Origin of the sequence: Pseudochrobactrum sp. B5, from assembly GCF_001939785.1 — a bacterium.
In the GTDB taxonomy this organism is placed as follows: Bacteria; Pseudomonadota; Alphaproteobacteria; order Rhizobiales; family Rhizobiaceae; genus Pseudochrobactrum; species Pseudochrobactrum saccharolyticum.
The window spans coordinates 485535-507211 of the sequence record NZ_MOYL01000002.1; the positions used below are offsets into that span (position 1 = coordinate 485535).

Here is a 21677-nt window from a genome sequence, read left to right on the forward strand (position 1 = left end):
ATAAGCCGGTTGCAGCTTATTCCTGCGGATAGAGTGCGTTGATAATGCCTAATGCGTCATGACGGGCATCAATCATGCCATAGGTTGTGCGCCACTGACCACCAAGACGGGTTTCGATAAAGGCATCGCCGATATCATCCGCACCGAGTTCTTTCAGGCAGGCGGCACTGGCCGCCAGTGCCATTTGCTCGGTAAGCATACGTGCCGCACCTTCATCGGTCATGGTTACTTGCATCGCAGCCCGCAATACGGCAACAGTGCCCTGACCGCGACGGCCAAGCTGTGTGCCGATCCACTCCAGCACATCGTCAAACAAACGTGGTGCGCGGTGCAATACACGCACAATATCCAGCGCCATCACATTGCCGGAACCTTCCCAAATCGCATTGACCGGAGCCTCGCGATAAAGCCGCGCCAGCGGATTTTCTTCGACATAGCCATTGCCGCCGAGACATTCCATCGCTTCATAGAGCAGCGCCGGTGCAATTTTTGCCACCCAATATTTGACCACAGGTGTCATAACACGGGCAAAAGCAGCTTCCATACGATCATTGGCCGCCATGTCAAAAGCACGGGCAAGGCGCAGTGACAGAGCAGTAGCAGCCGCCACATCCAGTGACATATCCGCCAGAACACGCTGCATCAGCGGCTGATTGATCAGCGGTACACCGCCGACACTTCTGTGACGGGCATGATGAACAGCTTCACTCATACCGGCACGCATCAGTCCGGCGGAGGCTACAGCACAATCCAGACGGGTCAGTGTCACCATATCAATAATAGTCTTCACACCCTGCCCCGGCTCTCCGACCATCTGGCCAAGTGCATTTTCAAACTGCACTTCGGAAGAGGCATTGGAGCGGTTGCCGAGCTTGTCTTTCAAACGCTGGAAGCGGAAGCCGTTGCCGCTGCCATCAGACAATAAACGCGGCACAAGGAAACAGGACAGGCCGGACTTATTGTCACCGGCAGCCTGTCCATTGGCCTGCGCCAGCACCATAAAGGCATCAGACATCGGTGCGGACATAAACCATTTATGGCCGTTAAGACGGTAGACACCATTACCCGCATGATCGGCGCGGGTGGTATTGGCACGAACATCGGTGCCGCCCTGCTTTTCTGTCATACCCATTCCAAGTGTCAGACCAGCTTTTTTAACAGGCGGCTTGTTGGACGAGTCATATTTACGGGTGAGGATACGCGGCGACCATTCATCATAAAGCGCCGGAGAGGTCATCAGCACTGCAAGTGATGCGCTTGTCATGGTCAGCGGGCAGAGATGGCCGCATTCCAGTTGCGCTGTCAGATAAAAACGTGTTGCACGCGCCTGATGGCGACGACCTGCTTCAGCAGATTGTTGCGGGCTGTTTTCCCAGATAGATGAGTGCAGGCCATGCGCAACGGAACGGCGCATCAAAGCATGATAGGCCGGATGATATTCCACCTGATCAATGCGGTTGCCCTGACGATCATGGGTTTGCAAGCGCGGCACTTCGGAATTGGCAAGACGCGCCATTTCCTGCGCATCGGCAGATAAAACAAAACGGCCGGTCTGTTCGAGCTCTTTTTGCAGGTTTTCCGGAAAGCGCGCTGCACATTGCAGCAGCAGCGGATCACTCAGATAAGCATTATATTGCGGAGCAGCCTGCCCGTTGAGATTTTTGGTCACGGAATATGGAGACGTATCCGGCGCATAATTGGTGCGCTGCGGCGCCTGATTAGTTACTTCAGAAACGTCTGCAGGAGTGTTAACCGACATATTCCATCCATTTAGCCGGAGATTTCAGCCGCCGGTTTTTGTATTTAAAATCTATACGCGAATCTCTAATATCCGCCTTGCGGTATTGTTTGCGGCAAAATTATAAATATCCCCTCAATAATCCGTTTTTCTCCACACTGTTTATTCGACAAAGCCGCAAAAGCATATATAAGGCCGCAAACAAGTTTCTCTGCAAACAATATATGGGAATAGCTGTGATGACAGAACAATCTCCCGCGCCTCTTTTTCCCCACCGCCATTTGCTCGGGATTAAAGGTCTTTCTCCTCTCGATATTACCACATTGCTGGATCTGGCCGACAGTGAAGTTGCTGTCTCCCGTCAGCCGGAAAAAAAGAAAACAATCCTAAGCGGTCGCACGCAGATTAATCTTTTCTTTGAAAACTCCACCCGTACCCAATCTTCCTTTGAACTGGCCGGTAAGCGCCTCGGTGCCGATGTGATGAACATGTCGGTCGGCAGCTCGTCGGTTAAAAAGGGTGAAACGCTGATTGATACGGCAATGACGCTTAATGCGATGCAGCCGGATATTCTGGTGATCCGCCACGCTTCTGCCGGCGCTGCGGCGCTTCTGGCGCAAAAAGTCGGCTGCTCGGTGGTCAATGCCGGCGACGGTGCCCATGAACATCCGACACAGGCCCTGCTCGATGCGCTGACCATCCGCCGCGCTAAAGGCAAAGTCGGTCGTCTGATCGTGGCTATCTGCGGTGATGTCCTGCATTCGCGTGTGGCTCGCTCCAATATTCTGCTGCTCAATGCGCTGGGTGCGCGGGTACGGGTGATTGCACCATCCACCCTGCTGCCATCCGGCATTGAACAAATGGGCGTTGAAGTGTTCAACTCCATGAAAGAGGGCCTGAAAGACGCCGATGTAGTGATGATGCTGCGCCTGCAGCGCGAGCGTATGAGCGGCTCTTTTGTGCCATCCGTGCGTGAATATTTCCACTTTTACGGGCTGGATAAAGAAAAGCTCAAATATGCCAAGCCGGACGCATTGGTGATGCATCCGGGCCCGATGAACCGCGGCGTAGAGATTGCCTCGGATATTGCTGACGGCCCGCAAAGCGTGATCCAGCAACAGGTGGAAATGGGGGTTGCCGTTCGCATGGCCGTGATGGAAGCTTTGCTTGACCCGCGACGAAATCCTGAAAATTTTAACGGTGTTGGAGCCTGATGATGAGCACTACAGTTTACACCAATGCCCGCATCATTGATCCTTCGCGCAATCTCGATGAAACCGGCACGCTGATCGTTCAGGACGGCATTATTATTGCCAGCGGTGCGGATACCAATAATCAGGGCACGCCGGAAGGCGCAGAAGTCATTGACCTTAACGGCAATGTACTGATCCCGGGTCTGGTCGACAGCCGCGTGTTTATCGGTGAGCCGGGTACAGAACATCGTGAAACTATCGCCTCGGCCAGTCAGGCTGCTGCTGCCGGTGGCGTAACCTCCATGATTATGATGCCGGATACTGATCCGGTGATTGACAATGTGGCACTGGTCGAATTCGTCAAGCGGACTGCCCGCGACACCGCCATTGTCAATGTGCATCCGGCTGCGGCCATCACCCGTGGCTTGCTGGGTGAGGAAATGACCGAAATGGGTCTGCTGCGCGAAGCCGGTGCGGTTGCCTTTACCGAAGGCCGCAAATCACTGGCCAATACGCTGCTGCTGCGCCGTGCGCTGACCTATGCCAAGGATTTTGGCGCGGTGATTGCCCATGAGACAATCGACCCTTATCTCGGCGGCGGTGCAATGAATAGCGGGCTTTATGCCAGCTGGCTCGGTCTTTCCGGTGCGCCGCGCGAAGCAGAAGTCATTCCGCTGGAACGTGACCTGCGCTTAGCAAGCATGACTGGCGGCAATTATCACGCTGCGCAAATTTCCTGCGATATGTCGGCTCAGGTTCTGCGCCGCGCCAAGGAAACCAATGCAAAAGTCAGCGCTGCTGTTTCGATCAATCATTTATCGCTGAATGAAAATGATATCGGCGAATATCGCACATTCTTCCGTCTTTCGCCGCCGCTGCGCAATGAAGATGACCGTCAGGCGATGATTGAAGCCGTGCGCAACGGCACGATTGATGTGATTGTCTCCGCGCATAATCCGCAGGATGTTGATACCAAACGTCTGCCATTTGCCGATGCGGAAGCCGGTGCAATCGGACTGGAAACCCTGCTGGGGGCAGCGCTGCGTCTCTATCACAATGACTCATTGAGCCTCTTGCGTCTGATCGAAGTGCTTTCCACCGCTCCGGCCAAACTCTATGGTCTGGATGCAGGCACTCTGAAAGTTGGTGCAAAAGCTGATTTCGCCGTGGTTGATCTTTATGAACCATGGGTTGTAAAGGCTGAAGAATTGCACTCGCTCTCGAAAAACAGCTCTTTTGAAGATGCTAAATTTCAGGGTCGCGTGATCCGTACCGTGGTCAGCGGCAAAACAGTCTTCGCATTATAAATATTGTTTTGGTGCGGATTTTATGCCTAATTTCTGCTGTCCGGTTGCGCGGACAAATCACTCTGAGGGGACTTCATGCTTGAACCACTGATTATCACCGGCAGCGCGGCTGGCATTTTTGCAGCGCTGGTCTTTGGCTATCTGCTCGGTTCAATCCCCTTTGGTTTACTGCTCACCCGCATGGCGGGTCTCGGCGATGTGCGCTCCATCGGTTCCGGCAATATCGGCGCAACCAATGTGTTGCGCACCGGCAATAAGAAAATTGCTGCGGCAACTCTGCTCTGCGACATGCTCAAAGGCACTATTGCCGTACTGGTTGCTGCCTATTTCGGCCGCGACTATGCCTTGGCCGCAGGGCTTGGCGCATTTCTCGGCCATATTTTTCCGGTCTGGCTTGGATTTAAAGGCGGCAAAGGCGTTGCCACTTATCTCGGTATTCTGCTGGGACTGGCATGGCCGGGTGCACTGGTTTTTGCCGCAGTGTGGATCGTAATCGCGCTTCTCACACGCTATTCATCGCTCTCAGCGATGATCGCCTGTATCATCGTTCCACTTTCCATTCTCTATCTCGGGCTGACGAAAACAGCGCTGCTCTTTGCAGTTCTGACGCTGATAATTTTTATCAAGCACCGTGCAAATATTGAACGGTTACTGAGCGGCACAGAAACCAAAATAGGATCAAAATAAATGATCGCAGAGACGGGTTCGCAGTCAAAAGGAATTCGTCTCTCAGATCAGCAGAGACTCAACTGGTTGCGGCTGATCCGCAGCGATAATGTCGGGCCTGCCAGTTTTCGCGATCTGATCGCCTATTGCGGCAGCGCTGCTGCCGCACTTGAGCGCCTGCCGCAACTGGTGCGCTCCACAGCCAAACGCCCGCTGCGTATTCATACAATTGATGAAGCCGAACAGGAACTGGAAGCGATAGAACGCGCCGGTGCCAAACTTATCGGAATGGGCGAGCCGGAATATCCACCCTATCTCAGACAAATCCTCAATCCTCCGCCACTGGTAACTGTGCTTGGAGATGCGTCGCTGTTCAGCAAGCCGCCCGTGGCGATTGTCGGCGCACGAAATGCTTCTGCTACAGCTTGCGCTTTCACAAGCCAGCTGGTTCGCGATCTCGGGCAATCCGGCTGCGCCATCGTTTCCGGCTTTGCGCGAGGCATTGATACGGCGGCGCACAAAGCCAGCCTTGAGACCGGTACGATTGCCGTTCTGGCAGGCGGGCTTGACCGCCCCTATCCGCCGGAAAATATTCCGCTGCTCGACCAGATCATTGATAATGGCGGGGTCATTATTACTGAAATGCCGATGGGCTGGGTTCCGCGCGCACAGGACTTTCCGCGCCGCAACCGCATCATCGCCGGTCTGTCGCTCGGGCTTGCAGTGATTGAAGCGGCGCAGCGTTCCGGTTCGCTCATCAGTGCACGACTGGCTGCAGAAATGGGCAGGCTGGTTTTTGCTGTACCGGGTTCACCGCTTGATCCGCGTGCGAATGGTGCCAATTCTCTGCTCAAGAACGGCGCTATCATGCTCACCGAAGCACAGGATATTTTGGATGCACTGGAGCCGATGCTGCGTAAGGCCTGTACGGCACAAATGCAGGCCGGAACATTGTTCAATCAAGACACAGCTCAGATTTTGATGAAGCAGCCGGCAAGTATCGGTTTCGATACCGGTAAAAATCCTGTTCCGGCACACAATGATTATGAGCGTATCCGCAACGCTCTCAGCAACCCCCCCGTTTCAGCGGATGTGATTATCCGCCACACAGGTCTCAGTGCCTCTGCCGTGCATCTGGCATTGCTGGAGCTTGATCTCGCGGGGCAGTTGCAACGCAGCGACAATGGTCTGGTTGCGCTTTTGCCCTCACAATAATCAGTTTTTCGTCATCCGGCCTGACTGGCTGCGCAAAACATCTGATGCCTCAACCCATGCCATTTCTATGAAATAAGCCAGCATCGGATAGTGGTTGGACTGAGCAATATGACGTAATTCCAGTAGTTTATCATGAACATAAATGATTTCATGATAGGACTTCTCTTTATCTGCCTTCATGAGCCCGCCTTAAGCCTAAATATATAAATTAAAGAACCAAATAAAATGTCATTCTATTGCAGCCGGAACAGACAAATTTGATATGTACAATGCCTGAAATCAACCTATGATTACAAAATAAACAATGTCAACCTGTCGTTGTTTTGCGTAAAAAACAGTGGCTTGCTCTTGACCAATCTGATTTCGCTGTTCATTTGAATGACAAATATCCTGCCAGCCTGATGATTATCAACACTGGCGCAATCCGGGCATATCCGGCTGTGTACGTTAATCTGGACCCGCAATATGAATGTCGTTGTCGTTGAATCGCCCGCCAAGGCCAAAACAATCAATAAATATCTAGGCTCAGGCTATAAGGTTCTGGCCTCTTTCGGTCATGTCCGCGATTTGCCTGCAAAAGACGGCTCTGTTCGTCCTGATGAAGATTTTGCCATGAGCTGGGAGGTCGATGCGGCCTCCTCCAAGCGCCTTTCCGAGATCGCCAAAGCGGTCAAGGAAAGTGACGAACTGATTCTGGCAACTGACCCTGATCGCGAAGGGGAAGCAATTTCATGGCACGTGCTGGATGTGCTGCGCGCTAAAAAAGTGCTCGGCTCCAAGCCGGTCAAGCGCGTGGTGTTCAACGCCATTACAAAAAATGCCGTGCTCGAAGCGATGGCCAATCCGCGTGAAATCGACGTGCCGCTGGTGGATGCCTATCTGGCACGCCGTGCGCTCGACTATCTGGTAGGCTTTACGCTGTCGCCGGTATTGTGGCGCAAATTGCCGGGTTCGCGCTCGGCTGGCCGTGTGCAGTCGGTTGCACTGCGCCTCGTTTGCGACCGTGAAACCGAGATCGAACGCTTCATCCGTGAAGAATACTGGAATATTGCCGCCCTGCTCCAGACACCGCGCAGCGATAATTTCACTGCCCGCCTGACTGTTGTTGACGGCAAAAAACTCGGCAAGCTCGATATTAAAAATGAAGAGCAGGCAAGTGCCATCCGCACCATGCTGGAAGGCGCGGCCTTCAATGTCATGAGCGTTGATGCCAAGCCGACCAAACGTAATCCGGGCCCGCCATTCACCACCTCCACCTTGCAGCAGGCCGCCAGCGGTCAGCTCGGCTTCTCCGCATCGCGCACTATGCAGGTTGCGCAGCGCCTTTATGAAGGTATTGAACTTGGTGGTGAAACCACCGGTCTGATTACCTATATGCGTACTGACGGTGTGCAGATGGCACCGGAAGCGATTTCCGCTGCGCGCAAAGCAATCGGCCAGACATTCGGCGATAATTATGTGCCGGAAAAGCCGCGTTACTATTCCACTAAAGCGAAAAATGCTCAGGAAGCGCACGAAGCGGTGCGTCCGACCGATTTCAGCCGTCATCCGAAAGAAGTGCGCAAATATCTCGATGATGATCAGGCTCGCCTTTATGAGCTGATTTGGAAACGCGCCATCGCCAGCCAGATGCAGCCTGCCGATATTGAACGCACAGTCGTTGATATTGAAGCTAAAAACGGCGCCCGTTCGGCTGTATTGCGTGCCAATGGTTCGGTTGTCCGCTTCAACGGCTTTCTCGCGGCCTATACTGATCACCGCGAAGAAGAAGATGAAGACGAGGACAGCGCACGTCTGCCGCAGATCAATGCCGGTGAGACATTGAAGCGCGAGAAAATCGACGCAACCCAGCATTCGACTGAACCGCCTCCGCGCTATTCCGAAGCATCGCTCATCAAGCGCATGGAAGAGCTCGGCATCGGCCGCCCGTCGACTTATGCTGCAACGCTGAAAACTCTGGGTGACCGCGATTATGTCACGATGGATAAGCGCAAGCTGATCCCGCAGGCCAAAGGCCGTCTGGTCACCGCATTCCTTGAAAGCTTCTTTGAGCGCTATGTGGAATATGATTTCACCGCTGCGCTGGAAGAAAAGCTCGATCTGATTTCCGATGGCAAACTGGCATGGAAAGACGTGCTGCGCGACTTCTGGCAGGATTTCTCCGGCAATGTCGACAGCACCAAAGAACTGCGCGTTACCAATGTGCTGGATGCGCTCAATGAGCAGCTTTCCGCCCTTGCCTTCCCTGATCGCGGCGATGGCATGGATCCACGTATCTGCCCGACCTGCGGCACCGGCAATCTCTCGCTGAAGCTCGGCAAATATGGTGCTTTCGTCGGCTGCTCCAACTATCCGGAGTGCAAATTCACCCGTCAGCTTGGTGGTGAAGGCGAAGGTGATGCAGCAGCTGCATCTGATGAACCAAAAGTACTTGGTCAGGATCCGGCAACCGGTGAAGATATCACTGCGCGTACCGGCCGTTTCGGCCCGTATATTCAGCGCGGTGAAGGCAAGGAAGCCAAGCGTTCCAGCCTGCCAAAAGGCTGGTCACTGGCTGAACTTGATCTGGAAAAAGCCTTGCAGCTTATCAATCTGCCGCGTGATGTGGGTCCGCATCCGGAAAGCGGCAAGATGATCACCGCAAGCCTCGGCCGTTATGGTCCATATATTGCCCATGACGGCGCTTTCGCCAATGTCGACAGCATTGAGGATGTGTTTGAAATCGGCATCAACCGTGCTGTGACTGTGCTGGCGGAGAAAGCCGCTAAAGGCGGTCGCACCCGCGCAACACCGGCTGCGCTTGCCACACTCGGCGATCATCCGGATGGCGGTTCAATTACGGTGCGTGACGGCCGCTACGGCCCTTATGTCAATTGGGGCAAGGTCAATGCCACGCTGCCAAAGGGCAAAGATCCGGCAACGGTAACAATGGAAGAAGCGCTGGAGCTGATTACAGCGAAAGCCGGTTCCGCCAAGAAGACCACGAAGAAAGCCGCACCGAAAAAACCGGCGGCTCCGAAGAAGACAACCAAAGCCAAGGCTGCGGATGATGAAGCCAAACCGGTAAAAAAGGCAGCAGCCAAAAAGCCGGCAGCTAAAAAGACTGCGACTAAAGCAGCCGCTAAACCTAAAAAAGCGGATGCGGCTGAATAAGCAGCACAAAGCACGTAAAACAGAGGGCACCATAGTTACTATGGTGCCTTTTTTATTTGCATCAGCGCAGGCACAGCAAATGTTTCCATTCTGTGCTGAAATGCTTTAAAGAGTTTTCAGGACTTTATGAAAAGTAAATATTAAGGATGACCGGATTGGCTCGCAGAATAGACCCTTCATCTGACCGTAACAGCGGCTCAGGCAAACAAAAAAACCAGAAGGGCGCAAAAAACAACAAGAGCTTTTCCGGTAAATCCAAAGTGAAGCCGCTCTCGGAAGCCTATCTTCCGACGAAGGAAGATATCCTCACTTTCATCACTGAAAATCCGGATCGCGCTGCCAAGCGTGATATTGCCAAGGCGTTCAATCTCAAGGGTGATGCCCGCATTTATCTCAAAGATATTCTGCGTGAACTGGCCGATGACGGACAGGTGGAGAAGCGTGCCAAGAAACTGTCACGCCCGAATACCCTGCCTCCGATTGCAGCGCTGACCATTACCGGTCGCGACAGCGATGGCGGCCTGATTGCACGTCCGATTGAGTGGAATGGTGAAACAGCAGCGCCACTGGTACTGCTGCGCCGGACACACAAGGATAAAGGCCCGACAGTTGGTGTTGGCGATCAGGTTCTGGCGAAAATCTTTGCCAGTTCCGATAAAAGCGCCGCGCCTTATACCGGCCGCGTTATCAAAAAGCTGGAAAAACGCGATAATGCCGTGCTTGGTGTTTTACGCCAGCTGCAGAGCGGCGAATACCGCCTTGAGCCGGTCAACCGCAAACAGAATGAAATCAGCATTGATGCGCAACATCTGAACGGTGCTGAACCGGGTGATCTGGTTGAGGCGATCCCGCATCAGAAAAGCCGCTTTGGCCTGCCGCAGGGCAAGATTGAACAGGTGATCGGCTCAATCGGCAGTGAAAAAGCGCTGTCGATGATTGCGATTCACGAATATGAAATTCCGCATATTTTCCCTGAAAGAGCGATTGAGCAGGCGGAAAACGCTAAACCTGCCACTATGGCTCATCGTGAGGACTGGCGCTCGCTGCCGCTGGTCACCATCGATCCGGCTGATGCGAAAGACTATGACGATGCGGTTTTTGCCGAACCGGATACTGATCCGGCCAATGAAGGCGGCTTTGTCATTGTCGTGGCGATTGCCGATGTCAGCCATTATGTGCAGCACGGCTCCTCGCTCGACCATGAAGCACTGAAGCGCGGCAATTCGGTCTATTTCCCTGACCGCGTGGTGCCGATGCTGCCGGAACGCATCTCCAATGATCTGTGCTCGCTGCGTGAAGGTGTTGACCGTCCGGCCATGGCGGTGCGCATTATCATCGGTGCAGATGGCCGCAAACGCTCGCACAGCTTCCACCGCATCATGATGCGCTCTATTGCCCGCCTCGCCTATCAACAGGCACAGGCGGCCATTGACGGCGCTCTGGATGAGAAGACCGAACGCGTTATTGATATCAGCCTGAAGCCGCTGTGGAAGGCCTATGCGGCGCTGAAAAAAGCCCGCGACAAGCGCGAGCCGCTGGAGCTTGATCTGCCGGAGAAGAAACTGATCCTCGACGATCAGGGACAGGTGCTGAAAGTTATCGTGCCTGACCGGCTCGATGCGCATAAGCTCATCGAAGAATTTATGATTCAGGCCAATGTCGCCGCCGCTGAAACATTGGAAGCAAAAAACCAGCCGCTGATCTATCGTATTCATGATCTGCCGTCGCTGACCAAGCAGGAATCCCTGCGTGACTTCCTCAAAACACTGGAAATCAGCCTTGCCCGCGGTGCGGAACTGCGCCCGAGTCAGTTCAACGGCATTCTGTCCCGCATTCGGGGTACAGACCATGAAGAACTGGTCAATCAGGTGGTACTGCGCTCGCAAAGTCAGGCCGAATATAATACCGATAATATCGGCCATTTTGGTTTGAATCTGCGCCATTACGCGCATTTCACCTCGCCGATCCGCCGTTATGCTGACCTGATCGTGCATCGTGCGCTGATCCGCGCGCTCAATCTGGGACCCGATGGTCTGAGCAATGACGAGATTGGCGAATTGTCTGCCATTGCGCTCAGCATTTCCCAGACAGAGCGCCGCGCCATGCTGGCCGAACGTGAAACGACAGATCGTCTGATCGCCCATCATCTGGCCGAACAGGTTGGCAATGAATTTCAGGCGCGTGTGCAGGGTGTGACCAAAGCCGGTCTGTTTGTGACCCTTGCGACATATGGTGCCGACGGCTTTATTCCCATTTCCACTTTGGGCCGGGAATATTATCACTATGATGAAGCCGGTCATTCTGTCGCCGGTGAACGGTCAGGCAAAGGCTATCGTCTTGGCGACAGTGTGGAAGTACGACTGGTTGAAGCGCAGCCGGTTGCCGGAGCGCTGCGTTTTGAAATGCTGACAGAACCGCGTTTGCTGCCTGCATCCTTGCAATCGCACCACAAAGCTACCAAATTCAGCCGCAAGGCGGGGAAATCCCGTACCGGCGGTCCGGCCAGAGGCAAACCAGCCCATATTTCGCGTAAGAGCAAAAGATAACCCCGACACAGGTATTGGGAGACGATGATGAGCAGCGATCAGACCCTGACACAGACGGAAGCGCAGGTTTTCGGCGGCGAAAAGACAAAACCCGCCCGCACCCCGCGCCCGTTGGGACAAGCCATGCAGCGCGGTTTTCTCTCCCGCTGCCCGCATTGCGGTGACGGCAAATTGTTCCGCTCCTTCCTGCGTCCGGTCGCCAATTGCTCTGTCTGTAATGAAGATTACACACCGCAGCGTGCCGATGATCTGCCTGCCTATCTGACCGTGCTGATTGTCGGCCACGTTGTCGTCGCGCTGTTCATGATGGTGGAAAATATGGGCGGCCTGTCACTCTGGGGGCATCTGGCCATCTGGGGGCCGGTGACCATTCTGATGTCACTGGTGCTGCTGCAACCGATCAAGGGTGCCACCATCGGCCTGCAATGGGCGCTTTATATGCATGGCTTTGATAAAGAAAGTCAGCAGGAATATATCTGACGCAAATGTCAGGACATAAAACAGACCACGCTTTGCAGGATATGCACCGGCCGGATGATGCGACAGCTTTGAGTAATCAGGGCACCGCAGCATCCCGCATTATACGGCCGCGTGATGCTGCCTCACTCATCCTCATCGACCGCAACGGCAATGAGCCGCGTATTCTCATGGGGCGCCGCGCCCGTGCGATGCATTTCATGCCGGATATGTTTGTCTTCCCCGGCGGCGGTACAGAAGCGCAGGACGGCAGAATTAATGCTGCCAACAGCCTCAGGCCGCAGGATGAAATAAAATTGCTGGCAGGACTTGGCAAACGTGCCAGCACACAACGCGCGCGTGCGCTTGCCATGACTGCAATACGCGAAACCTATGAGGAAACCGGCCTGTTGCTCGGTACGCCGCATGATGATGCGCAAACACATCCGTGGACAGGTTTTGCCCGCAGCAATCACCTGCCCGATTTATCGCAGCTGCGTTATGTGGCGCGCGCGATCACCCCGCCCGGTCATGTGCGCCGCTATGATGCGCGTTTCTTTGCCAGTTTCCTGGATGAAATCAGCCCGGAACTCCCTGCCCGAAACCACAATCCGGCTGACATAAGCGCTATAGAATCATCTGCTTATAATGAGCCGGAATTGTCTGATTTGAAATTTGTGAGCTTTTCCGAGGCCTTTAATCTCAATATTGCAGCGATTACGCGCATTATTTTGCGGGATATCGAAAAACTCCTGCTCGAAGACAGGAATTTGTCCTCTATATATCCGGTTCCGTTCTATCGTAAACGGCATGGCCGTCATGTCCGTGAGGTGATTTAAGTTTCATGCAGCAAGACCATCTTTCAACTGAACCCGCATCAGAGGTACTTCAACCAACGCAATGGCGCTCTCTTGGCGCAGCCATTGCTACGATCAGCGCCGTTGGTGCAGCGATCGGCCTTGGTATTCCGCTGCTGAGTGTGCTTCTGGAAAGCCGTGGCTATTCAGCCAGCACCATCGGTGCAAATACGGCTGTTGCCGGTCTTGCATCGCTGTTCGGCGCAGCGCTATCCGCGCGTATCGGCTCCTATCTGGGCGTTGCCCGTTCGATGATGCTGATGCTGTTCATCAGCGGTCTGTCCTTCCTCGGTTTCTATCTGTTTCCGAATATTATTGCATGGTTTGCACTGCGCGTTTCCTTGCATTTCGCGCTCACAGTGCTATTTGTGCTGTCTGAATATTGGGTCAATACCTCTGCCCCGCCTGCCAAACGCGGACTGGTGCTTGGTATATACGCGACCTGTCTATCGCTCGGCTTCGCGGTCGGCCCGTGGTTGTTCTCAATCATCGGCAGCGGCGGTTTCATGCCATTTGGTATCGGCATCGTCATCATTGCGCTGGCAGCCTTCCCTGTCATGATTGCCAGTAAAGACAGCCCTGAATTTGAAGAAGGTGAACACGTTCCCTTCATGCCTTATATTTTCGCGGTTCCGGCAGCGACAATGGCGGTCTTTGTCTATGGTGCGGTAGAAACCGGCGGCTTTGCCCTGTTTCCGGTCTTCGGCACGCGTGTCGGCCTCAATGAAGGCGATGCCGCGCTGTTGCTGACCATGGTCGGTCTCGGCAATGTTCTGATGCAGATTCCGCTCGGCCTCGTCTCCGACCGCATCGGTGACCGCCGTATTCTGCTGCTGATTTGTGCTATTATCGGTTTCGCCGGTATGGTGCTGCTGCCTTATGTTGTCAGCAACTGGTATCTGATGGCAGTTCTGCTACTGATCTGGGGCGGTGTGGTTGCCGGTCTTTACACTGTCGGCCTCGCCCACCTTGGTTCGCAATTGCAGGGACGTGAGCTTGCTTCGGCCAATGCCGCGTTCATTTTCTGCTATGGCATCGGTATGCTGGCAGGCCCTCAGGCAGCCGGTGTCGGTATGGATTTGCTGGGAGCAACAGGTTTCCCGGTCACTTTATCACTCTTTTTTGCAGCATTTATCATAATTCTGCTTATCAGACTGGTAGTTCGTAAACAGCGGGCTTGACTTTTCGGCGTGTATCCGTAGTGTCGCGCCAAATTCCCGCACCCGGATGAAATCGCCGGACAAGCAGGCGGTTTTATTATTTAAAAGAGCAGGATATCGTTATGGCTAAGGCTACAACAATTAAAATCAAGCTGTTGTCGACCGCAGACACAGGCTTCTTCTACGTAACCAAGAAGAACAGCCGTACAATGACTGAAAAAATGACAAAGCGTAAATACGACCCGGTTGCTAAGGCACACGTCGAATTCAAAGAAACCAAAATCAAATAATTCTGGTTTCGGTTATTAAAAAAACCCGGACTGTTATCAGCCCGGGTTTTTTGTTGTCTGAATACAGAGCATTTTCGATTGGCAATTTGTGTCGGAACCGTAATTAAGGCGCCCAATCTGTCTGCTGCAAAACAATACGGTAACCGTCCGGATCTTCGAAAGTTACCCCTTTCTTGTCCCAATAGGGATTGAATGCGCTCACAGGCACAAAGCCGGTCGCTTTCATACGCTCAACAGCATTTTCCCACTCGGCATGATCCGGCAAATAAAAAACCAGCAGATTCTCTTTGGTTGGTGCTTTACCGGCCTGATGCTTATCGGTGCGTGTAAACGCAAAATGATAGGGCACATTTTCACGCCCCATAATGATCGCGTCAAAACCGTCATGATCCTGAAAACTATCAAGAACTGTCAGTCCTAAACCATCCCGATAAAAGGGAAGCAATACATCCGGATTATCTGTCGGCCTTACAATGCGGAACGTAGGAATTTTCATCATTCACCTCAGTAAGGCGAAATCCTGTAACTACAGGTCGCCGAGATAGGACTTGATCGTCTCAATAAAGCGCGGCACGGAGATCGGCTTGGAAATATAGGCTTCGCAACCGCCCTGACGAATACGCTCTTCATCGCCCTTCATAGCAAAGGCTGTGACGGCAATTACCGGAATGGCTTTCAGGTCGTCATCTTCTTTCAGCCATTTTGTGACTTCAAGGCCGGAGACTTCCGGCAGCTGAATATCCATCAAAATCAGGTCGGGATGGTGGATTCGCGCCAGATCCATAGCTTCAAGACCATTACGCGTACGGATGGTTTCATAACCGCTGGCTTCAATCAGATCGCGGAAAAGCTTCATATTCAGCTCATTGTCTTCGACGATCATTACTTTTTTGGTCATGAAAAAATACCTTATTACTCAGAACATTGTCTGAATATATCCGCGTGCTGGCCGCAGCATTTCGTAGTTTTCGGCTCACGTCAATTACCACGCACGGGTACAGCACACAGAGACCATGATTATTCCAACCCCATCAGCATAGCATTGAACAATGACCAAAATGCTCCTAAACAGCTTTCATACAGCTAAAGATGCAATTACAGTTGCCAAAACGTAAAAGCCAGCCGGATATAAAATGTCAAAAACCATCTTGAATCAAAGCGATGCTGAAAATCTGGCCATTGAAGCTCTGGTCTTTCTGGCGCAGCAACCAGATCTGATGAATCGCTTTTTGTCCCTCACCGGTATTGAAGTCTCATCTATCCGCGAAGCCGCAGGGGAACCGGCTTTTCTGACCGGTGTTTTGCAGTTCTATCTGGCACATGAGCCAACGCTCATGCAGTTTTGTGAAGCCACCGGCCATAAGCCGGAAAGCATGAATCAGGCGCTGCGCTTTCTGCCGAACGGCGACAGTGCTTACGACCAATCCATGTAAGTGCGACCTCCTGCATCGCTGCAGATTGTGTATAAAATTCGCTGGCACTTGAAACCATCTGCCTGTATTGTGCAAATGTTCCGCTTATGTTCGGATCATGATACAGGTTTTACGATGGTCAACGGTGTTTCCGGTTATTTTGCTGAGGCCGATCCGCAGGCAGGTTTCTGCCGCGATTGCCTGACTGTGCAGAAAAAACGCCGTAATGAACCGAGACCACGCTGCAGCGCTTGCGGCAGCCCGCGTCTGGTACGTCATGAAGAGCTATATGATTTAAGCTTTGCACATATTGATTGCGATGCTTTTTACGCCTCCATTGAAAAACGCGACAATCCTGAACTGCGTGACAAGCCGGTGATTGTCGGCGGCGGCAAGCGTGGTGTGGTTTCCACCTGCTGCTATATTGCGCGTATTCACGGCGTGCGTTCTGCCATGCCGACCTTCAAAGCTATTGAGCTCTGCCCGCAGGCCATATTCGTTAAGCCGAATATGGAGAAATACCGCAAGGTCGGGCATCAGATTCGCCAAATGATGTTTGATCTCACGCCATTGGTCGAACCGCTTTCGATTGATGAGGCGTTTCTGGATTTGCGCGGTACGGCCAAACTGCACCGTGCGCCGCCTGCCCTTGTGCTGGCAGAATTCGCCCGCCGGATTGAACAGGAAATCGGCATCACCGTTTCTGTCGGCTTGTCCTATTGCAAATTTCTGGCGAAACTTGCCTCAGACATGGAGAAGCCGCGTGGTTTCTCGGTGATCGGGGAAAAGGAAACACTGGATTTTCTGAAGCCTAAGCCAGTCGGTATGATCTGGGGTGTCGGCAAGGCGCTCAATGCCAAGCTCAATGCTGACGGTATTCAGACCATTGGACAGCTCCAGCAAATGGAAGAATCTGCGCTGATGAAGTCCTATGGCGTGATGGGGCAGCGTCTCTACCGCCTCTCCCGCGGCATGGACACACGCACCGTCCAGCCTGAAAGTGAGATGAAGAGCATCTCCAATGAAACCACTTTTGATATTGATATCGCCAAGGCTGAAGAGCTGGTGCCGGTTCTGCGTGCACTGTCGGAAAAAGTGGCCGGACGGCTGAAACATGGCGAGATTGCCGGTCATACAGTGGTGCTGAAACTCAAAACCAAGGATTTCCAAAGCCGTACACGCAATCATCGTCTGAGCGATCCTACGCAGCTTGCCGACAGGATTTTCCGCACCGGCCTTTATATGCTGCAAAAGGAAATTGACGGCACCAAATATCGTCTGCTCGGCATCGGCGTGACCGACCTCACCGATCCGGTGAAGGCTGATCCGCCTGATCTCGTGGATATCAAAGCCGGCAAGCGTGCGGCGGCTGAAACAGCCATTGATAAGTTGCGCTCAAAATTCGGATCGAAAACAGTGGAGACCGGTTACACTTTCGGCAAAGGCAACCTCGCACGACCGCAGACACCGTCAGACAAATAAATGCACTCAGCTATTTGGAAGATAAAACAATGTTCATCAGAACTGCCCGATTGAGTGATGCTGAAGCCATGAGCCGCATTTTGACAGATATTATTGCAGTTACACAACGGCAGCGCCCGCATGATCAGGATTTCGTGCGCGATACTTATATCAATAACCCGCATGGCATTCTATGCAGCGTGGCAGAAGATGCAAATGGCGAGGTTTTGGGCTTCCAGTCGCTGATCCGCGCAGCTGAGGGCAATAAATATGGTGTCTCAGCGGGCTGGGGTATTATCGGCACGCATGTCAGTCCAAGTGCGGCCAGACACGGTGTCGGCAAGGCACTGTTTTCCGCAACAAAACTTGCTGCTGAAAATGCAGGCCTGCAAAATATTGACGCGACTATCGGCGCGGATAATGCCAACGGGCTTGCTTATTATGACGCAATCGGTTTCCAAAGCTATCGCACCGGCGACAATACAATCTGCAAGCGTTTCAGCGTTTTCTGAAACCGACCGCATCCCGTTTTCCCACCGTTTTATCAGCGAATAAAATGCTAATAAAAGCCATGTCATCATTTCTTCATGGAAGTGACATTTGTCTGAAACAGAGAACGGCGAAATCTCCCCTCAATGTCTGAATCAAAAAGTGGCAGGCCATAGCGAAAATGGTGATTTCGAGCACCGGAACGCAGCGTATATATAAGTACGTGAGTACCGGAAGCGTAGAAATTGCCATTTGCTGCAAGGCATGGCGGCTTTTGGATCAGAGATCCAGAATTTTATCCAACATTTGGGGATATTCATGTCGCGCCGTTCTATGAGACTTTCTCTCATCACCGCTCTTACTGCCACTCTGGCAAGTTCCGTTGCTTTTTCCGCTTCGGCTGAGCCGGTTTTCAACCGCATCGCCAGCTTTGCAGTCGCCGATAACCTGCCGAAAGATGCAGATGCAAAAGCGGCAACCTCCTCTGAAATCATTACGGTTTCGGAAGACGGTAATATGCTGATCTATTCCGACAGCCCGTATGGCGGCATCGGTTTTGTTGATATTACCGATCCTAAAAACCCTAAAGCCGGCGGCGTTCTTAAAGTTGAAGGCGAACCGACATCGGTCGCCGTTGCAGGCAAGCGCGTTTTCGCCGGTGTCAACACATCTGAAAGCTATGTGAAGCCATCCGGCCGTCTGGATGTCATTGACATTGCATCGCGCAAGGTTGAAATGAGCTGCGATCTCGGCGGTCAGCCGGATTCCGTTGCCGTTTCACCGGACAAGACATTCCTCGCCGTTGCCATTGAGAATGAGCGCGATGAAGAGCTGAATGATGGTGAGTTGCCACAGCTGCCAGCCGGTAATCTGGTTATTCTCAATCTCAAAGACGGCACACCGGATTGCAAAACCATGAAAGTGGTTGATCTGACCGGCATTGCAGAAGTTGCACCGGAAGATCCGGAGCCGGAATTTGTTTCCATCAACAGCAAGAATGAAATTGCTGTTACCCTTCAGGAAAACAACCATATTGCGATCGTCGATGCTGCTTCCGGCAAGATCACCGCGCATTTTTCTGCCGGTACTGTTGACCTCGACAAGATCGATACCAAGAAAGACGGCCAGATCAAATTTAACGGCGAGATGAAAAATGTCGCCCGCGAGCCGGACACTATCAAATGGGTTGGCGATGATCGCCTGCTGACCGCCAATGAAGGCGATTATAAAGACGGCTCCCGCGGCTTCACGATTTTCGATAAGACCGGCAAGGTAACTTACGAATCCGGCAATACGCTGGAGCACAAAATTGCTGCACACGGCCATTATCCGGAAAAGCGCAACAAGAAAGGCGTTGAGCTGGAAGGTGCCGAGGTCGGTCGTTTTGGCGAGACCAACTATCTCTTCGTTGCCAGCGAGCGCGGCTCGATGGTCGGTGTTTATAAAGATACCGGTAAAGATCCTGAATTCGTTCAGCTGCTGCCATCAGGCATCGGCCCTGAAGGTGTTCTGGCGATCCCGTCACGTAACCTGCTGGTAACCGCTAATGAAACTGATCTGGGTGAAGACGGCGCCGCCCGCTCCCATGTGATGATTTATGAGTTGCAGGACAAAGCCGCAGATTATCCGCAACTGGTTTCCGAACTGACGGAAGAAGGCACACCCATCGCCTGGGGCGCGCTCTCCGGTCTGGTTACTGATGAAAGCAAAGACGGCATTCTCTATGCAGTCTCTGACTCTGCTTATTTCGCTGCGCCGACAATCTACACGATTGACGCCAATCAGAAGCCTGCGAAAATCACCTCTGCGCTGCTCGTCAAGCGCGGTAAAGATGCAGCGCAAAAGATTGATCTTGAAGGCATTACGACCGATGGCAAAGGCGGTTTCTGGCTGGCTAATGAAGGCGACCAGAAGAAACTGGTGCCGCATGCCATTCTCAATGTGAATGATAAAGGCGAGATCAAAAAAGAAATCGCTTTGCCTGAAGACCTGCTCAAGCATCAAACCCGTTTCGGTCTTGAAGGCATCACCCGCACCGGTGAAGGCGACAATGAAACGCTCTGGATGGTTGTACAGCGCGAATGGGCTGACGACGAAAAGGGCAATGTCAAAATCCTCAGCTACAATCTGAAGAGCGAAGAATGGGCTGCCGTTTCCTATCCGCTGGATAAGAAAGAAAAAGGCTGGGTCGGCCTGTCGGAAATCACTGCCCATGACGGTCAGCTCTATATCGTTGAGCGTGATAACCTGATCGGCAATGAAGCTGTCAACAAGCGCCTCTACAAAGTGGCTCTGGCTGATCTGAAGCCAGCGAAGATCGGTGAGAAACTGCCGCTTGTCAGCAAAACACTGGTCTATGATTTCATTCCTGACCTCAAGAAGCTCAACGGTTTTGTTCCGGATAAACTTGAAGGCTTCGCCATCGACAAAAACGGCATCGGCTATGTTGTGACTGATAATGACGGTGTGGATGACTCCAATGGTGAAACCCAGTTCTTCACCGTCGGCAAAGTCAGTGAGTTAAAAGCAAAATAAGCCTCCCAAGGCTCTCAAAAGAAAGGCCGCTATTTAGCGGCCTTTTTCTTATCATTTTGCAGGTAGTGATTTCGCCAGAAATGCAATAATCATATCAGCGACTCCACGATGTATTGCCTCGCGGCCGCGCTCTCCGCCGTCTTTACAGACAATACCGTCTCCCGGGGTTTCTGCCTCGATAAGTTCTGATGCACCGGCCTTGCATATCTGCATGAAGCTGAAATGCATGGCATCCGCAATCTCAACATATTGCGCAGTTTTTGCTGACATATTGGAAGCGACATAGCCGGATTCCAGTTTCGCAGGCAGATCACCAATATCAACGCCTGCCCCAAAAATCAGCGCCGGTATAGTAATGCTGTTCAGGCTCTCCGGTGTGAAACCGCGCGCCAAGCCCAGATCGAGCGTGACAATCGCACCAACACGCGGATCGGCCTTCATTGTTTTCAGTTTTTCTGCCGCAACTTCGCCTCGCGGGGTAATCAGCTCACTCGCCAGACCACAAGTGCGCGGATTGGGCTGCTCTGTGCAATCCCTGTCAAAGCGCGCAGGGTCAAACTGTGCGCCAACCAGAGCCACAACCGACCAGCCTCCGAGTGAATGACCAATCGCAGCAATGCGGCTTGGCTCAACTTTGCCCGCTAAGGCGCTGTCAGTGGTCACAGCATCAATCACACGACTAAGGTCATACGGTCGTTCCCAGAGCTGCGCAGCCTGCTCTTTGTCACGATTAAATGTCGTTGTGCCCGGATGATCCGGCGCGGCAACGATATAGCCCTGCCCGACCAGCTCACCTGCCAGCCAGTTCAGGTTACGCCAGCTACCGCCATAGCCATGCGACAAGACTACAAGCGGATGCGTTTTGCCGTCAGGCGCAGCATCCGGCATTGCCTGAATGCCTTTAAAGACCGGATTTTCACCAACAGTCTCGGCTGCTTTTGTGTCGAATGCCGGATACCAAAGCGCGACTTTCAAGTCACGCTTGCCGCTCTTATCTGCCAGTTCGGTTTGCCGGAAACCCACCTGCTCATTTGCAGAGGCCAAACTGCCTGTCAGCGTCAAAATACCAAGCCCTGCCGCCAATACAGCCACTGTCTGTTTCATCATTCCAATCTCCGCTGATATTCTTTTTCGTTACCGGCAGTACAACGCAATCATAAAAAGAGCGACCTGAAACATGATCAAGGTCGCTCATTTAT

At 52.8% G+C, this 21677-nt stretch carries 19 protein-coding genes; 14 read left to right on the forward strand and 5 right to left on the reverse strand.

Annotated features, from left to right (window positions below; all coding sequences use genetic code 11):
* Nucleotides 1-16 precede the first annotated feature (16 nt).
* A complete protein-coding gene (locus BKD14_RS08910) occupies nt 17-1759 on the reverse strand; it encodes an acyl-CoA dehydrogenase family protein (RefSeq protein ID WP_139316372.1) in 1743 nt (580 codons plus the stop codon).
* Between the two features lie 218 nt (nt 1760-1977).
* On the opposite strand from BKD14_RS08910, the gene BKD14_RS08915 reads away from it, so the two are divergent.
* From BKD14_RS08915 to dprA, 4 genes are all read left to right on the forward strand, one after another.
* On the forward strand, nt 1978-2952 hold the full coding sequence (locus BKD14_RS08915; protein WP_028233959.1) for an aspartate carbamoyltransferase catalytic subunit: 975 nt from the start codon (nt 1978-1980) through the stop codon (nt 2950-2952).
* Between the two features lie 2 nt (nt 2953-2954).
* Nucleotides 2955-4238, forward strand: a complete 1284-nt coding sequence (locus BKD14_RS08920) for a dihydroorotase (RefSeq protein WP_075655798.1) — start codon at nt 2955-2957, stop codon at nt 4236-4238.
* Nucleotides 4239-4313: 75 nt separating this feature from the next.
* A complete protein-coding gene (gene plsY, locus BKD14_RS08925) occupies nt 4314-4925 on the forward strand; it encodes a glycerol-3-phosphate 1-O-acyltransferase PlsY (protein ID WP_075655314.1) in 612 nt (203 codons plus the stop codon).
* On the forward strand, nt 4926-6119 hold the full coding sequence (dprA, locus tag BKD14_RS08930; protein ID WP_075655316.1) for a DNA-processing protein DprA: 1194 nt from the start codon (nt 4926-4928) through the stop codon (nt 6117-6119).
* Here dprA and BKD14_RS08935 read toward each other — a convergent pair whose 3' ends face one another.
* Nucleotides 6120-6299, reverse strand: coding sequence for a hypothetical protein (locus BKD14_RS08935; RefSeq protein WP_022712310.1), 180 nt, complete (start codon nt 6297-6299; stop codon nt 6120-6122).
* Nucleotides 6300-6584: 285 nt separating this feature from the next.
* Here BKD14_RS08935 and topA point away from each other — a divergent pair, with 285 nt between their 5' ends.
* The 6 genes from topA (at nt 6585) to rpmG (ending at nt 14581) form a co-directional block, all read left to right on the forward strand.
* The gene (gene topA, locus BKD14_RS08940; RefSeq protein WP_075655318.1) at nt 6585-9272 is read left to right on the forward strand and encodes a type I DNA topoisomerase; all 2688 of its coding nucleotides are present in this window, start codon (nt 6585-6587) and stop codon (nt 9270-9272) included.
* Between the two features lie 146 nt (nt 9273-9418).
* Complete coding sequence (gene rnr, locus BKD14_RS08945; RefSeq protein ID WP_083646952.1) at nt 9419-11818, forward strand: ribonuclease R; 2400 nt, start codon at nt 9419-9421, stop codon at nt 11816-11818.
* A 27-nt stretch (nt 11819-11845) separates the two neighbouring features.
* Nucleotides 11846-12298 carry a DUF983 domain-containing protein gene (locus BKD14_RS08950; protein WP_075655802.1) on the forward strand — a complete coding sequence of 151 codons (453 nt, stop codon included), beginning with the start codon at nt 11846-11848 and terminating at the stop codon, nt 12296-12298.
* 41 nt (nt 12299-12339) lie between these two features.
* The gene (locus BKD14_RS08955; RefSeq protein ID WP_075655804.1) at nt 12340-13113 is read left to right on the forward strand and encodes an NUDIX hydrolase; all 774 of its coding nucleotides are present in this window, start codon (nt 12340-12342) and stop codon (nt 13111-13113) included.
* Nucleotides 13114-13118: 5 nt separating this feature from the next.
* Complete coding sequence (locus BKD14_RS08960; RefSeq protein ID WP_075655320.1) at nt 13119-14312, forward strand: MFS transporter; 1194 nt, start codon at nt 13119-13121, stop codon at nt 14310-14312.
* Between the two features lie 101 nt (nt 14313-14413).
* A complete protein-coding gene (gene rpmG, locus BKD14_RS08965; protein ID WP_022712316.1) occupies nt 14414-14581 on the forward strand; it encodes a 50S ribosomal protein L33 in 168 nt (55 codons plus the stop codon).
* Between the two features lie 103 nt (nt 14582-14684).
* Here the strand turns inward: rpmG and BKD14_RS08970 are convergent, their stop codons facing one another.
* Nucleotides 14685-15077, reverse strand: a complete 393-nt coding sequence (locus BKD14_RS08970; RefSeq protein ID WP_245293604.1) for a VOC family protein — start codon at nt 15075-15077, stop codon at nt 14685-14687.
* Between the two features lie 30 nt (nt 15078-15107).
* Entirely contained in the window at nt 15108-15479 is a 372-nt protein-coding gene (locus BKD14_RS08975) for a response regulator (protein ID WP_022712318.1), read from the reverse strand.
* Between the two features lie 235 nt (nt 15480-15714).
* Between BKD14_RS08975 and BKD14_RS08980 the strand changes: the two genes are divergently transcribed.
* The 4 genes from BKD14_RS08980 to BKD14_RS09000 all read left to right on the forward strand — a co-directional run bounded on the left by BKD14_RS08980 (nt 15715) and on the right by BKD14_RS09000 (nt 20478).
* Nucleotides 15715-16014, forward strand: a complete 300-nt coding sequence (locus BKD14_RS08980) for a DUF3572 domain-containing protein (RefSeq protein WP_075655324.1) — start codon at nt 15715-15717, stop codon at nt 16012-16014.
* A gap of 114 nt (nt 16015-16128) precedes the next feature.
* On the forward strand, nt 16129-17475 hold the full coding sequence (locus BKD14_RS08985) for a DNA polymerase IV (protein ID WP_075655326.1): 1347 nt from the start codon (nt 16129-16131) through the stop codon (nt 17473-17475).
* A gap of 29 nt (nt 17476-17504) precedes the next feature.
* A complete protein-coding gene (locus tag BKD14_RS08990) occupies nt 17505-17966 on the forward strand; it encodes a GNAT family N-acetyltransferase (RefSeq protein ID WP_075655806.1) in 462 nt (153 codons plus the stop codon).
* Nucleotides 17967-18261: 295 nt separating this feature from the next.
* Nucleotides 18262-20478 carry an esterase-like activity of phytase family protein gene (locus BKD14_RS09000; RefSeq protein WP_075655810.1) on the forward strand — a complete coding sequence of 739 codons (2217 nt, stop codon included), beginning with the start codon at nt 18262-18264 and terminating at the stop codon, nt 20476-20478.
* A 51-nt stretch (nt 20479-20529) separates the two neighbouring features.
* Here the strand turns inward: BKD14_RS09000 and BKD14_RS09005 are convergent, their stop codons facing one another.
* A complete protein-coding gene (locus BKD14_RS09005) occupies nt 20530-21585 on the reverse strand; it encodes an alpha/beta fold hydrolase (protein ID WP_139316373.1) in 1056 nt (351 codons plus the stop codon).
* Nucleotides 21586-21677: the final 92 nt, after the last annotated feature.

Bases quoted from the DNA above. Each gene is read 5' to 3' on its own strand.
- BKD14_RS08910 (WP_139316372.1), bottom strand. From the start codon at position 1,759: ATGTCGGTTAACACTCCTGCAGACGTTTCTGAAGTAACTAATCAGGCG.
- BKD14_RS08915 (WP_028233959.1), top strand. From the start codon at position 1,978: ATGACAGAACAATCTCCCGCGCCTCTTTTTCCCCACCGCCATTTGCTC.
- BKD14_RS08920 (WP_075655798.1), top strand. From the start codon at position 2,955: ATGAGCACTACAGTTTACACCAATGCCCGCATCATTGATCCTTCGCGC.
- plsY (WP_075655314.1), top strand. From the start codon at position 4,314: ATGCTTGAACCACTGATTATCACCGGCAGCGCGGCTGGCATTTTTGCA.
- dprA (WP_075655316.1), top strand. From the start codon at position 4,926: ATGATCGCAGAGACGGGTTCGCAGTCAAAAGGAATTCGTCTCTCAGAT.
- BKD14_RS08935 (WP_022712310.1), bottom strand. From the start codon at position 6,299: ATGAAGGCAGATAAAGAGAAGTCCTATCATGAAATCATTTATGTTCAT.
- topA (WP_075655318.1), top strand. From the start codon at position 6,585: ATGAATGTCGTTGTCGTTGAATCGCCCGCCAAGGCCAAAACAATCAAT.
- rnr (WP_083646952.1), top strand. From the start codon at position 9,419: ATGACCGGATTGGCTCGCAGAATAGACCCTTCATCTGACCGTAACAGC.
- BKD14_RS08950 (WP_075655802.1), top strand. From the start codon at position 11,846: ATGAGCAGCGATCAGACCCTGACACAGACGGAAGCGCAGGTTTTCGGC.
- BKD14_RS08955 (WP_075655804.1), top strand. From the start codon at position 12,340: ATGCACCGGCCGGATGATGCGACAGCTTTGAGTAATCAGGGCACCGCA.
- BKD14_RS08960 (WP_075655320.1), top strand. From the start codon at position 13,119: ATGCAGCAAGACCATCTTTCAACTGAACCCGCATCAGAGGTACTTCAA.
- rpmG (WP_022712316.1), top strand. From the start codon at position 14,414: ATGGCTAAGGCTACAACAATTAAAATCAAGCTGTTGTCGACCGCAGAC.
- BKD14_RS08970 (WP_245293604.1), bottom strand. From the start codon at position 15,077: ATGAAAATTCCTACGTTCCGCATTGTAAGGCCGACAGATAATCCGGAT.
- BKD14_RS08975 (WP_022712318.1), bottom strand. From the start codon at position 15,479: ATGACCAAAAAAGTAATGATCGTCGAAGACAATGAGCTGAATATGAAG.
- BKD14_RS08980 (WP_075655324.1), top strand. From the start codon at position 15,715: ATGTCAAAAACCATCTTGAATCAAAGCGATGCTGAAAATCTGGCCATT.
- BKD14_RS08985 (WP_075655326.1), top strand. From the start codon at position 16,129: ATGGTCAACGGTGTTTCCGGTTATTTTGCTGAGGCCGATCCGCAGGCA.
- BKD14_RS08990 (WP_075655806.1), top strand. From the start codon at position 17,505: ATGTTCATCAGAACTGCCCGATTGAGTGATGCTGAAGCCATGAGCCGC.
- BKD14_RS09000 (WP_075655810.1), top strand. From the start codon at position 18,262: ATGTCGCGCCGTTCTATGAGACTTTCTCTCATCACCGCTCTTACTGCC.
- BKD14_RS09005 (WP_139316373.1), bottom strand. From the start codon at position 21,585: ATGATGAAACAGACAGTGGCTGTATTGGCGGCAGGGCTTGGTATTTTG.